The sequence below is a fragment of the Paenibacillus sp. WG02 genome, from assembly GCF_055396115.1.
Map to the genome: position 1 here is coordinate 823,643 of NZ_AP036016.1, position 13,764 is coordinate 837,406.

Annotated in this window: 11 protein-coding genes; 9 read left to right on the forward strand and 2 right to left on the reverse strand. The window is 46.7% G+C overall.

Annotated features, from left to right (window positions below):
- Positions 1 to 247: 247 nt before the first annotated feature.
- Positions 248 to 928 (reverse strand): YHYH domain-containing protein, encoded by a 681-nt coding sequence (locus ACBP55_RS03715; protein WP_464649873.1) that lies wholly within the window; start codon positions 926 to 928, stop codon positions 248 to 250.
- A 217-nt stretch (positions 929 to 1,145) separates the two neighbouring features.
- Here ACBP55_RS03715 and ACBP55_RS03720 point away from each other — a divergent pair, with 217 nt between their 5' ends.
- The 5 genes from ACBP55_RS03720 to ACBP55_RS03740 all read left to right on the forward strand — a co-directional run bounded on the left by ACBP55_RS03720 (position 1,146) and on the right by ACBP55_RS03740 (position 5,645).
- Positions 1,146 to 2,123, forward strand: a complete 978-nt coding sequence (locus tag ACBP55_RS03720) for a restriction endonuclease (RefSeq protein WP_464649874.1) — start codon at positions 1,146 to 1,148, stop codon at positions 2,121 to 2,123.
- A 121-nt stretch (positions 2,124 to 2,244) separates the two neighbouring features.
- Positions 2,245 to 2,580, forward strand: coding sequence for a hypothetical protein (locus tag ACBP55_RS03725; RefSeq protein ID WP_464649875.1), 336 nt, complete (start codon positions 2,245 to 2,247; stop codon positions 2,578 to 2,580).
- 29 nt (positions 2,581 to 2,609) lie between these two features.
- Positions 2,610 to 4,514, forward strand: coding sequence for a leucine-rich repeat domain-containing protein (locus tag ACBP55_RS03730; protein ID WP_464649876.1), 1,905 nt, complete (start codon positions 2,610 to 2,612; stop codon positions 4,512 to 4,514).
- 118 nt (positions 4,515 to 4,632) lie between these two features.
- Positions 4,633 to 4,944, forward strand: coding sequence for a DUF1806 family protein (locus ACBP55_RS03735; RefSeq protein ID WP_464649878.1), 312 nt, complete (start codon positions 4,633 to 4,635; stop codon positions 4,942 to 4,944).
- A complete protein-coding gene (locus ACBP55_RS03740) occupies positions 4,941 to 5,645 on the forward strand; it encodes a PIG-L family deacetylase (protein WP_464649880.1) in 705 nt (234 codons plus the stop codon). Before ACBP55_RS03735 ends, ACBP55_RS03740 begins: the two co-directional genes overlap by 4 nt.
- Positions 5,646 to 5,658: 13 nt before the next feature.
- On the opposite strand, the gene ACBP55_RS03745 is transcribed toward ACBP55_RS03740, so the two are convergent.
- Positions 5,659 to 6,819: an acyl-CoA dehydrogenase family protein gene (locus ACBP55_RS03745; protein ID WP_464649882.1), complete on the reverse strand. Its 1,161-nt coding sequence runs from the start codon at positions 6,817 to 6,819 to the stop codon at positions 5,659 to 5,661.
- A 705-nt stretch (positions 6,820 to 7,524) separates the two neighbouring features.
- Between ACBP55_RS03745 and ACBP55_RS03750 the strand changes: the two genes are divergently transcribed.
- From ACBP55_RS03750 to ACBP55_RS03765, 4 genes are all read left to right on the forward strand, one after another.
- Entirely contained in the window at positions 7,525 to 8,349 is an 825-nt protein-coding gene (locus ACBP55_RS03750; protein WP_464649883.1) for a protein-glutamine gamma-glutamyltransferase, read from the forward strand.
- 84 nt (positions 8,350 to 8,433) lie between these two features.
- Complete coding sequence (locus ACBP55_RS03755) at positions 8,434 to 8,958, forward strand: hypothetical protein (RefSeq protein WP_464649884.1); 525 nt, start codon at positions 8,434 to 8,436, stop codon at positions 8,956 to 8,958.
- A gap of 318 nt (positions 8,959 to 9,276) precedes the next feature.
- On the forward strand, positions 9,277 to 9,537 hold the full coding sequence (locus ACBP55_RS03760; RefSeq protein WP_464649886.1) for a hypothetical protein: 261 nt from the start codon (positions 9,277 to 9,279) through the stop codon (positions 9,535 to 9,537).
- On the forward strand, positions 9,534 to 13,679 hold the full coding sequence (locus tag ACBP55_RS03765) for a helix-turn-helix transcriptional regulator (protein ID WP_464649888.1): 4,146 nt from the start codon (positions 9,534 to 9,536) through the stop codon (positions 13,677 to 13,679). The genes ACBP55_RS03760 and ACBP55_RS03765 overlap by 4 nt, the downstream gene beginning before the upstream one ends.
- Positions 13,680 to 13,764: the final 85 nt, after the last annotated feature.

Consider the following 13,764-nt stretch of genomic DNA (forward strand, 5'->3'; position numbering starts at 1 on the left):
AGTCTTTGAAAAATAGTATCCCTACATCACCGTGAATGGTGATGTAGGGACTTTTTTTTGTGTCCGCGGCATGGGGCACCTGTTAAGACTCTATTAGTGTAAAAATTGGTGTTAAGTTGGTGAAAAAACCTTATCTGATTGTCAGTCTGATTCAAAAAGATAATTAATACATAGTAAATGAACCCAATCTTAAGGCAGATGGGGTTCATTTTAGCTTACAAAAGAAAAACTGCCCGAAGGCAGTCAACTATTTGGATATATAAAAAGCATTATTTTCAAGCTTAATTGTTAATCCTAGTTCATCAACTGCATAGTGCCATGTCATTGGGAAATAGGTAACATCGTTTAATACTAGTAAAGGGTACTCCTCGGAACCATTATCAATCCAGCTGTCGTTGACATAGATGTTAAAATCTGGTTCCTTAGCATACAGGTTTGTGTTCGTGGAACCGTAGTCAAATTCAAGTTTACCAGCTTTATTAGAAGTTTTTCGAATTACAAATCCAGTATTTGCATCCCATATTGTTTCTAAAGCAAGTGCTTGGGTAAACTTAAAAGTCATAGGGAAATAAGTAATATCTTTATACGATATGACGGGGTATTTTAGGGATGAATTTGGTACTGAAGTACCATTTACGTAAATACTGTATGTCGGTTTTACAACTTTGACATGTCCACTTGGAATAGTTTCTACTGGGGCTGCTGGTGCAGTCTTGGAAGTTGATCCACCAGATGATGAGCTGCTGCCGGATGAAGACCCACCATTGTGATAGTGATATCCAGAACACAACCCTTTAGCCTGAGAGCTAGCTGAACAATTATGCCCTCCACTGGAATCTGTTCTACCCGAGTGAGCGTAAACAGACTGCGATAAAGTCAATGTTACAATAAATGTTAATAATATTAGTCCGATTTGTTTGAACCTCATTTACCTCTTCATCTCCTAAAATATAGTAGTATTTACCTACGTGATAGTACCAAATATTTCAAGGATGTTCAATTTTTAATAATAACGTTTTTGTAAACCTGATCAAAGGGTGTTTTTTCTAACTTACAAAGTTGGAAGGAATGTGTAATTTTATGTCGAATTTATCCAACAGATCCTAGCGACATCCTACCTAAGGCATAGAAGGGAATTATACCCAATGAATAATGAACTATCTCAATACATGAATCAAAATTTGCTTGCTCCATTAATTTTCATTGCAATGTGTATTGCTCTATTTTCGATAATAGGAGCTATACTTTATTACCGATTTCTAAGTAAATGGGTACACGAGAAGCTTGCGACAATTGCTTGGTTTATAGGAGCCGTCTACATTTTATTTACTTGTGTAAATCATTTTGATGAAATAAAAAATTTGGTTAAAAACTGGAATACCACAGGCATGATTATAGGTATGGTACTTTTTTTTGTCATGATAAGTGTCTGTGTATCTTTACTTTCTAGTAAGAAAAAAGGAAGAGTCAGTAAACCTAAAAAAAGTTCAGGCAACAGCAGAACCCAAAGACCGCGCACGCTACAAAATAGATCGGATCAAGAGATTTTAAGTAGTTCGTTAGAAAGCTTATCTGGAGCGGAGTTTGAACGTTTGCTTGCACTGTATTTTCGTGATCAAGGTTTTGAGGTTAAGGAAGTTGGTGTGGGTGGTAAGGATGGTGGAGTAGATCTTGTCATTATTGACCAACGGGGTGAGAAAACAGCCGTTCAAGCTAAATGCTATTCTAACCATAATTCAGTTGGCGTGCAGATCGTAAGGGAACTGGTCGGGGCTAAGAGAAACCATGATTGTATTTTATCCTTACTTATCACTACATCGGATTTAACAGAACCGGCCAAAAAAGAAGCGGAGCAGTTTAAAGTTGACTACTGGCATGGAGCAGTTGTAGAACAGAAATTAAAAACATGGGGTAAATGGCAGCCAACCAACAAGAAGTCTAAGCTGCAACTTGAGAAGAATGCTATTCGATCGGATATGCAAAAGTCGCAAGCGCAAGTTGCTACTGCTAAAGAAATAATATGTTCATGTGGTGCCCCTATGGTTGCAAGGAAAGGGAAAGAAGGGAAGCCATTCTTGGGGTGTTCAACATTTCCTAGATGTAGGCAAACGAGGTCAGTTTAAGCATTAATTCTACCTTCTTATTGATGATGTGGCCAATATTTGCAGTTACAAGCGATACGCTTCCCATCTTTAACCCGCACTGCATTTATGATGCGCTCTCCCTTATGAAGGAGGAGATAAGTTGAAAAAAATGATTTGGATGTCAGTTCTACTGCTTGGCTCCTTGGCATTTGTAGAAGGATTATTATTCCTAGTGCTGAAGCTCACAGAACCTTCCGTGGAAAATATGTCAAAAGGTTTAGTAGCCGAAACTTTAAAACTCCATTATGGAATCAAAAGCACAAATTTTGGTTCTAATTGTTGGAGTTATAGGAACGCCATTAGTAATGTATTTGGTACACATCATAAAAAAGAGATAAATATGGCATTGGATTTTGTCGTGCTGGTTATCGGCAGTATTATATTACTCGGTCATGGACTTTTGATTCTATGGTCTTTTTTGTACTCTTATTTCTAAGGGAAATATAATAGACACGGAGGCATAATATGCGAATAACAGCAAAAGTAATAATATCCTTACTCATTTTCATTCAATTCTTAGGTGTGAATCTAATAGGCCAGACTAACGTTGCAAAAGCCGAACCGACAAGTACAGTAAACATTGAGGATCCTGCTTTAGAGTCATTATTAAGAAAAAAACTGGAGATAACAAGCGGTTCGATCACCATTCAAGATATGGAGTCATTGAGTGATATTTCCGGAGCTAGTTGGCTTGGAATCAAAAGTCTAAAAGGATTAGAATACGCAACAAACTTGACTACATTATATATTGGCGAGAATAAACTTACGGATCTTTCTCCAATTGCTAACTTAACAAAGTTAACATCTATCGATTTTAATCATAATGAAATAACGGATATTACACCTTTGAAGGAGCTGACGAATCTTAAAAGTCTCTCTTTGTATGACAATAAGATTAATAATATTGAGCCTCTAAAAAAGCTAATTAAACTTGAAAGATTAGACATTTACAGTAATGAGATTAAAGATATAACGGCACTGCAAGGTATGAAAAATCTAAAGTCTCTAACTGCTTATTACAATCATATTGAGGACATTTCTCCATTATCAGGACTAACCCAATTGAGTGCTCTTTTTATAAGTAGTAATCGTATTGAAGATATTAGCTCTCTTGAGAAATTATCAGGGATGTCTGCTCTCTCTATTGACAGGAATCAGATCAATGATTTAAGTGTGCTGAAAAATATGCCGGATTTAAGAATTCTGAGTTTTGACGAAAATCCGATTAAAGATCTAACTATTTTAAAAAATTTAAATAAAGTTGAGAATCTGGATCTCAGCCATTTTGATCTTCAAGACTTAACTTTCCTTCAAAGTATGGTTAGTTTAACCGATCTGCAACTATCGCAAAATCGTATTACCGATATTTCACCACTCAATAAGCTTGTGTCACTAAAACGTTTGGATCTATCTGGTAATGAGGTTTCAGATCTTACACCACTTTCTAAAATGGTAGGATTACCGAGTGTGAATCTTAGCGGTAATCAAGTCACTGATCTTACGCCTCTTCAAAAATTACCTAAGTTAACGACTCTCTTTCTGGATGCTAATCCGATCAAAGACTTTACTCTACTTGGGAAAATCGATTCATTAACGTTCTTAACTCTTAGTTCAAATCGTTTAGAGAATATAGATTTTCTCTCTGGTTTGAATAAGTTAGATATTTTATTTCTAGATCACAATAACATTACTGATTTGACTCCATTGAGGAATCTTAAAAGACTTCGAAGCTTAGGTTTATCAGAGAATAAGATCGTAGATCTCCAACCATTAAAAGGCCTATCCGCATTAGATAGTCTGAATATTAGTTTCAATCAAGTGAAGGATATATCTGCTCTTGCAGGACTTACTAGATTAAGTAAATTAACATTAGCCAATAATCAGATTTCTAATATTGATGTACTGAACAATTTTCCAAAACTTTGGGAAATTAATCTCATTAATAATCCATTGGATGCTAGTGTTTATAATGTAATTAAAGCTGGGGAAAGCCGTGGAGCTGTCATTAAATATGGCAATGTTATAACTGTCAAAGTTAATGGGTATGTTCAAAGTTATTACGGAGATGAACAGCCAGTGTTAGAAAATGGAACAGTTCTTGTCCCTATGCGTCGCATCTTTGTTGCTCTGGGTGCGGACATTACATGGGATGGTGAAACACAGTCAGTTACTGCGAGTAAAGGGAGTAGTAAAATCAATTTAAAGATTGACTCTAATGAAGCCTTCATTAATGGTCGCGGCATTCAATTGGATGTGTCCCCTCGTTTACACAATGGTACGACACTGGTTCCCGTTCGATTTGTTAGTGAAGCGCTAGGGGCGAAGGTAAACTGGGATCAAACGAATCAAACTGTTATTATAGGGGATTAAATGTAATTCGGCATTTCCAAAATAGGGTTGTCCCGTTTGAATATTGGGCTAAAAGATGCTATTTTGTGATTACGATTATGTAGCAATTTAAATCCTTCGGAAAAGAGAGCCAAACGCGATGATCAAAATAATCAGGTCGAAAGTAGAAGCCGAGCTTCAGACCTTCGTCGGGACTGACGCTTATATCCACAGCGAAGCGACTTCATTTGTCTTCGTTCGCAATTTCAAGGTTAAGGTTACTCATGCCTTTATAGCGGGGGAAGGCCCTTTTCGGGCCGCTCTACGATTCGATGGGCATGGCTGGCTACGAATGGAGGCGCTCACGCATTATGAGGTAGATGGAAGTGGTCGTCTTTTGCTGGCCGGCTATGATGACAGAGGTCGGATGAATGTTGCTCTGCACTTGGGAAAGGAGCCGTTTCCAGAATGAACAATATCGATAAAGCCAAAAAGCTGCTCGCGGTGTTCGCCCATCCGGACGACGAGTCGTTTATTTGTGGAGGTACTCTAGCCAAATACGCTAGCGAGGGGGTCGACATTACGCTGGTGAGCGCCACGCGGGGTGAAATGGGTCGACGTATGGGCAACCCACCCTATCTCAACCGGGAATCGATGGCGGCTGCCCGCGAAATGGAACTACGGCAGGCTTGCGAGAGCCTGGGCATCCGGCAGCTCTTATTTCTGGATATCCGCGACAAGACAGTGGAGTTTGCCGATGAGGATAGCCTGACAGCACGGATTGCGGCTCTCATTAATGAAGTGGATCCCGATGTCGTGCTTACGTTTCACGAAACGCTGGGTGGACATCCAGATCATTGCGCAATTGGAAAAGCGACGACGGCTGCGTTTCAACGAATAGGACATCGGGGGGCTTTATATTTCATTACGTTCGGCGACGCGATGGAGCGCCCGGAGCGGTTCGGGTACTCCCGTAAGGATGTCATCAAAATCGACGTACTCGCACATCTGGAAGCAAAGCTAGCCGCGTTTCGGGCCCACCGATGCCAGACCGAAATCGACGAATGGGTATGGCTGCCCGACCAAGAGGCGCTGGCGAGATTCGGCAGATATGAATACTTTTTGAAGGCGGATAGGGAGGCTCCGGCGCGGGTTTTCGATGATTTGTTTTAGCGTCTCTCTCGGATCACATGGGTGTCTCGGCTAAAGCGGCCTTAGCCAAGGTTTGAAGCACTGTACTATCCATTGGCGGATTATGCAGGCCTGCTCGAACATCACGGTAATACCGTTCCAAAGGCCGATTGCGGGACAAACTCGTGGCACCGACAATTCTCATCGCCAAGTCCACGATTTTGATGGCGTTGTTGGTGGCAACATACTTGGCCAAGCCGAGCTCAGGTTTCAAAGCGGATCGGTCTTCCTTTTCCCGATCCCAGCGATCCGCCGCCGCATAAAGGAGTGAGCGTGCGGTTCGTAATTCGATTTCCATCTCTCCGATCGAATGCTGGACGGAAGGGAGTGCGGCGATCGGTTCGTTCATATGGTTGGGCCGATAGGAGCGGGCAAATTCAAGGGCGTAATCACGTGCCGCCATGGCAATGCCCATGTAACAGGCCGGAATATGCAGAAGCCAGCCGCCCCCGTCATCCATGCCTTTTCCGGAGAGCCTCATGTCTTTGTCCACAAAAACACCATCCAGCACCACATCGTGGCTTCCGGTCGCGCGCATCCCGAGTGTATCCCAGGTTTCCACCAAGGTCACCCGGTCCGTCTGATGAGTCAGGAAGTCGTCTGTACAGTCTTCATCCGGGATATACGCCGATACTACAAAACGATCGAGGATAGGGGAAAGCGTACTAAACGTTTTGCGTCCCGTAATCCGCCATCCGCCGTCTGCAGGGACTGCCGTCGTTTCGGGCTTACCGCCGCGGCTGGGACTGCCGGATGCTGCTTCGCTAGCGAAGGTGTTGATCATCGTCCCGTCGCTCACGACGGAACGGCACAAAGCGGTAAAAATAGCCTCCGGCGATTTCCGGGTTGTCCGGAGATGAAGGATCTGACCGACATGCCAGCCAACGGCCAATGCGGTTGATCCGTCCCCGTAAGCGAGCCTCTCCTGCAGCATGACGAGGGCGTAAAGCGAGAGTCCATTCCCGCCGAATTCTTGAGGGACGGTTAGCTTTAAGTACCCTGCCTCACGCAGGTCTGCGAAATTCTCAAAAGGAAACGATCCCTCTTGGTCATGCTTCGCGGCCCTCCCCGCAAAAAGGGCAGCCAGCTCCTCTGCTTTTCTAGCCCAAGCCCGCTCTTCCTCGCTGCGAATATATTGATCGATGACTCGATTCATCCATTACACACTCCTTTCCTTCTTATTATATCAGCTGACGTATAGCCGAGTTAAACAGGAAAAACAGATAGGGGATCTTCAGCTGTTTATTTGGAGCTTCCTTTTTATGGTACCCACGAGCTATCGGCTCCAAACCAAAGGCAACATTGAGGAGCTTTCATCATACCCAGTAAAATCAAGGTTTAGCGGACTATAACAGTCTCTATCCAACTCGCAAATTGTCTCACGCTTATAACACTGACCAGCTTGTCCTAATTCGCCGTTTTCAGCTCCAGGCTTGCATTCTCAGGCTTACCTCAGCTGGCGTGGGATTGGAGTGAGTTGATGCGGGAGGGGGAGTGGCAAACTTATTAGCACGGAAACATATAGTCCCTAGAAAAGGAGGCTGACTCTAAAAGGTTAATAACCTAGCGAGCAGCCTTTATTTTTTTTCGATACGGAGCGAAATCTAACAGGAATTCCTCCAGTTCACCAAATTAAAGGTAGGTTTTCCATGTAGTGCAACAGTGAAAACAGAGGCAGCCTAAAGATGAACGTCTTATGAGGCAGCCCCTCTTTTGCTTCTTAGCGATTTTTAAACGAGATAATCCGTTCGAAAGGTGTTTATCCCAAGCGGGAAAAGCTACGCATTCACATAACTTCGATATTCCACATATAAAAATAGGTGAATCACGCTTATAGATCTTTCATAAAGAGGAGAAGTCCATGATCTTAATCGAAGGTACCAGCAATGTAGCCTTTGGAGAAGGTACGATGTCTGAGTCAGAACTAACCATTTATCAAAAGAAGCAGAACAGCCCTATTGAGTATCGGTATGATTCCGTTGATACCCTGTTGTTTGAACTGTACATGCGAACGCAGATTATGGAGGCCGCGAAAGAGCTGAATAAAGCTCGTGTCTATTTTGCAAATTTCAAAAAAACGCTATGTAACCCGATGTATTGGCACTTAACTAATCATGGGAGGTTCCAGCTGAATAGCGGAGTTGCTCCACAAGATGCGATAAGGGATATATTTACAAATGGCAGCTCTTACGCATTCGAATGCTCAATGGCTGTCATCGTCGTCTTGTACAAAGCCCTATTAGAATCCATAGATCCTAGACAATTCGATATATTGTTTGCGGACCTTTTATTATTTGATTGGCATTCCAACAGCAAATTGCACCTAATCGACCGGACATGTAATGAGGAAGCTGTGGTTGGTGATGTGCTCTATTTTGAGAACCCCGACTTTGTACCTTCGGTACCCTGGTGGAAAGGAGAAAACGTCGTCCTGATGGAAAACGACCTTTTTTATGGACATGGACATGGCCTCGGAATTACTTCTGGGGAACAAGTCATTAAAGTCCTGAATAACAACAGAATGATTGGCAGTACAAAATCAGCATTTCTGTCAGATCGTTATGTTCATCCGGATTTCTCCTGCTTCGCAGAATTTCAGCATCGTTTACGGGAGAAACCCATTATTGCGAAAGTAGGAGATTGGATTTATGTTCGAAAAAGCTGGATTTTTAACAAAACATGGTAAATGTGCCCAATTTATATAGACAATGACCTATTTGCGAAACCTTGCATATGATGACGTATGCCTACTTCAGAAAGGGGAAAGAAAATGACAAATCGTAATTTATCAACGGAGGATAACCTCCCTATTTATCAAGCTGGAACAAGGACGGAGACCTACCATCCTGCTCAACAAGCTCCGACATTGACGGAGGCCTACCATCCAGTTCAACAAGCTCCGATATTGACAGGAGATAATCTCCCTATCTATCAGCAGCCTTCAGCAGCACCGGGAGCGCATTATCCAATGCATCCACATCACGAACATGCTCATTATACACATCCTCACCATGCTTACCATGCACATCTTCAACACGCCTATCACCAACAACACCATCATGCCTATCATCCCATGCACCATCTTGCGTACCATCCTATGCATCACCACGGTGCCTACTACCCACATCATCATTACATGCATCACCATCCTATGCATCACCATCCTATGCATCATCATCCTATGCATCATGATCCCATGCATCATCATCAACACCATACTCAGCATCCTCACCATACCGGGCAAACCCATCATCATCATCACCAACAGCATCATATGCCTTCACAATCCAACTAATGCGGTAACCGAACACCCACTATAAGCAGCCTACTGGAGCCGAGAGTAGAGTATAACTTTAGGTTATCTTTAATGAAAGAGCAATTCGATTCAGAGGGGCGAAACAATGCTTACGCTCAAATGAGGCTCGTTTGAAATATTATGACACAAAGAACGACCTCGGAAACCACTCCGAAGTCGTTCTTATTTCTTCTTCACTAAAATATCCTTCGTCTTATCTCCCATAGTGCAAGGACAAACCATCCTGAGGATGATAAAATGACATCAGGTGTATAAATACAAGTGCAGCGTTACGCTGCAACGGAGGCATAGATGATCATGGAACGGGTAAAAGGGAGTTTACTAAGAGACTACCTACACGATGGACAGCTTCACTTGCCCGATATCATAAGCATGGCAATTCAAATTACGGAGCAGCTGGAGGCGCTGCATGCGAAGAATTTGGTCTCGGCCCGATTGAGCCCTGAGACGATTGAGGTGGAGGCCGGCACGCTCCAAGTGCAAGTGATCAACGAGAGACTTACGGACCAGACGGAGCTGACCCCCGCCTATATGTCCCCCGAGCAATCCGGCGGATGAACCGGGGCGTCGACAGCCGATCGGATCTGTATTCGCTCGGGCTGATTCTTTATGAAATGCTGACAGGCAAGCTGCCGTATGTCGCTGAGCATTTGGTCGCGTGGACGCATGCCCATCTCGCGGTAGCTCCGGTCCACCCGCATACGTATCGGCCTGAGCTGCCGGAGCCGCTGTGCCGGATGGTGCAGAGGCTGCTGGAGAAGGATCCGGATCAGCGTTACCAGATGGCAAGCGGGCTGAGAGCAGACCTGACGCAATGTCTGGAGCAGTGGAGGCGGACAGGCGCGATCCAGGATTTTGAGCTGGGGCGGGAGGATGCTCGAGGAACTTTCCGGATCCAAGAGCAGCTATATGGCCGGGAGAAGGAAATCTCTGAGCTGCTGGATGCCTTCGGATGTGCTTGCTTGGGCAGCAATGAGCTGGTGCTGATCAGCGGTCCTCCGGGCATCGGGAAGACGGCGATTGTCGATTCGGCGCTTCGGACGATTGCGGTCGGCAAGGCCTACTGGATCTCGGGCAAATGTGATCAGTATCAGCGGAATACGCCCTATGGGACGATGATTGCGGCGTTCAGCCAGTTGGTCAGCCAGTTGTTGACGGAGCCGCATGAGGTGCTTACTCGTCTGCGGGACAGATTCCTCCAGTCGGCGGGGAATGCCGCTTCGGTCGTGCTGGAGGTGCTGCCCGAGCTGAAAACGGCGATCGGTACGCTTCCTCCTGCAGAGAAGCTGCCTCCCGCCGAAGCCGGGCGCAGACTGGAACATGCGATACGCGGCTTGATCCAGTCGGTGGCCAAGGAGCGTCCGCTCGTGCTGTTTCTGGATGATCTGCAATGGTCCGACCGGGCTAGTAGGCAGCTGCTGCAAACGCTGTTGACCGATCCGGCTAGCCAAAATCTGCTGGTGATCGGCGCCTACAGGGATACGGAAGCGGATCCCCGCTCTTTTCTCGGAAGCTTGTACGACTATGAGGCTTCTCACGGGATTACGATCCGTACGCTACAGCTATCGCCACTCGAGATCGATGTGTTCCATCGGATGGTTGCGGACACGCTGCAGCTTGACAAACAGCAGGGGATGGAGTTAGCCGAGGCGTTATTTGCCAAATCGGCAGGGAATCCTTTTTACTTTAAAAGGCTCTTCCAAGAAATGAAGGACCGGGAGTGGCTCACGTTTCAAGGGAGCCGCGGCAGCTGGGATTGGATGCTGGAGCGGCTTGAAGAGCTTCCGGGGATCGAGCAGGTCGTGGATTATTTGGTTCATAAAATCCAGAACCTGCCGGATACGACCAGGCAACTGCTCGTGCTGGCTTCCTGTCTCGGCAGCCGCCCTAAGCTGGAGGACTTGTCTCTCCTAAGTGGAGCGACTCCGGAGCAAGCGACCAATGAATTGGCGCCTGCCGTCCAAGAAGGCTTGCTTCTTCCAGTGAAGCAAAATGGCGGAGATATCGAGGCCTACCGATTCTACCATGACCGGATCCAGCAGGCTGCCTACTCTTTGCTGGATAGCAACTTACGAAGTAGAAGTCTGCTGGAGCTGGGAAGGGCAATATATGAACGGGGAACCGCGACGGAGCGTTGGGACCGCATCTACGATTTGGCGGACTACTATAATGCAGGCAGCGAACACATCACTGCCTTGGAAGAGAAAGTAAGGCGGGCGGAGATGAATCTGCTGGCCGGAGATAAAGCGAAGGAAGCCTCCGCCTATGCGTCCGCGCTTCACTATTATCGCCACGCCCTAGAGGGGGTGGATCCCGTCCGTACAAATGAGCTTTTCCAGCTTCGGATGAATCTGGCGGAGTGCGAATATCTCAGCGGGAACTTCGATACGGCCGATCGTCTGTGCTTCGACCTGCTCGGTCAAGCAAAGCGTTTTGAAGATAGGGCACAGGTCTACCGTATTCAGATGAATCAGCTCTCCTCGAGCGGCAAATACGCAGAAGCCATATCTTTAGGGCTGTGTGGCTTGAAGGAAGCGGGGATCCGTATCCCTGAGAAGCCGAACACTCTTCGAATCCTTCGAGAAGTGATGACGGCAAGATGGCAGGTCAGTAAGCAGATCGATAAGCTTCTTTTGCTCCAGGAAGTGCAAGATAGTCAGATTCAGGCTGTGATGGATTTGATGTTTGCTCTGGTTGCGCCTACTTTTTTTATCAATAAACCGGTGTATGCCGTGCTTACCTCGTACTTTGTTAGATTGAGTCTGCAGCATGGCATATCGCGCTATGCACCGACGTTCTACGTTGCCTTCGGCATTTTGCTAGGGGCTGCGATGCAGCAATACCGCTTGGGCTATGAAATTGGCAAAGCTGCCGTGTCATTAGCTGATGTGCTGAAGATTCCTTCTGTCCAATGCCAAACCTATACGATGTTCGGGGGCGTTTTGTGCCAATGGGTCGGACAGACCCGGGAAGGCGACCCGTATCTGGAGGAAGCGTTGAAGCTTGGGCTCCAGTCGGGCGACCATATGTATGCGAGCTATGCGATTGGGGCTCATATCAACGCCGCATATGTGAAGGAAAGCATGGACAACATGCTGGAGCTGAACAAAAGCTATTTGGCCCCGCTGGAAATTACGAAGGATGACCTCGTGACGAAGAACGTCCATATCTTCATCCAACTGGCGAAAACGCTCAAGGGCCTCACCGGGGATGTGTTCCAGCTGCATGACGGCTTCTTGAGTGAGGATGACTTCCTGGCATCGGTGGATCAGGATGACGGAAAGGCGATTACGTTATTTCAGTTTTATACGTATAAGCTGCAGATTTGCTATTTATTCGGGCGTTATTCGGAGGCGCTTCGCTATGCCGAGCTGGCTGCTCCTTACCGTGTCAACTCCATGCACTCGCCGCATGCGCCGCAGTTCGGCTTTTATGCTGTGTTAGCGGTATGCGGCGGATGGAGCGGGCTCTCCTCCCAGGCTCGAAGACGCTGGTGGAAGCAGGCGAAGCGATATGCCCAGCACCTGAAGCAGTTGGCTGCAGAAGGACCGAACCATTATGCCGCCAGGTCTCAGCTGGTTGAAGCGGAGATGTGCAGAGTCCGGGGCAAGCACGCGCTCGCTGCAGACTTCTATGAATCAGCCATCCACATGGCCAAGCAGCATGGATCGCCGGAGCAGGAAGCGGTCGGCAATGAGCTTGCGGGTAAATTTTACAACGATCAAGGGAAAAAGAAAATTGCCGCACTTTACCGAAAGGATGCGCATGACGGTTATCTCCAGTGGGGGGCTGTCGCCAAGGCAGAGCACATCGCCCGCGAGGACGACGAACGGATGCAGGTGATGGTGGAGACCACTGATGAACCCGCGAACGCACCCGAGCCGACTCCTGGAACGGAGCATGCCTCTCGCCAGCTGGGGAAGGAAATCGATCTTTTTACGCTGATGAAAGCCTCGCAGACGATGACCGAAGGATTGGAGTTGGACCAGCTGTTTCGGCAGTTGATGAAGCTTATCATGGAAACATCCGGCGCGCACAGAGCCTGCTTGCTTGTGGAGTGGAACGGCCAGCTCGTGAAGGGGTCCGATTTGTCTAATACCGCTTATGCCTGTTATCCACCCGGCACCGGATATGGGGCGAAGGAGCTTCCCCTCACCATTTTTCAATGGGTGGAGCGAACGAAGGGGACGGTAAATTACAATGGGGACATGCGGGAGAGTCCATTTTTCCATGATGCTTACTGGGCTGACCGTCCATGCCTCTCGGTGCTGGCGATGCCGGTCTGCGTGAAGGAAACGCTGTGCGGCGTTCTGTACGTAGAGAGCAGGCTGACCGCGCATGTTTTCCAACCGCAGGGCTCTAAGGTATTGGAGGTGCTGGCTTCGCAAGCGGTGTACGTCTACAGGCTGCTCTATCCGTTTGGGGAATCGGCCGAAGCGGCACAACACTCCGCACCGGACCATCTGCAGCGGGAGCGCAACCGGAACTTGATCGAGCCATTGACCGAAAGGGAAATGGAAATCTTGAACCTAATGTCGACCGGGATGACGAATCGGGAAATCGCTCAGAAGCTGGGTTTGGCTGTGGGAACGACGAAGGTGCATGTTCATAACATTTTGGGGAAAATGAATGTCAACCGCAGAACTAAAGCTGTCGCACAAGCCAAGGAACTGCAACTGCTGAATGACAATAACCGGTAGGCCTCGGCCTGCGCGGTTATTTTTTTCGAGCGAATGTGGTGAACTATACCTTTGGATATATGCGCGATGTCGAGAATTGTCCTAT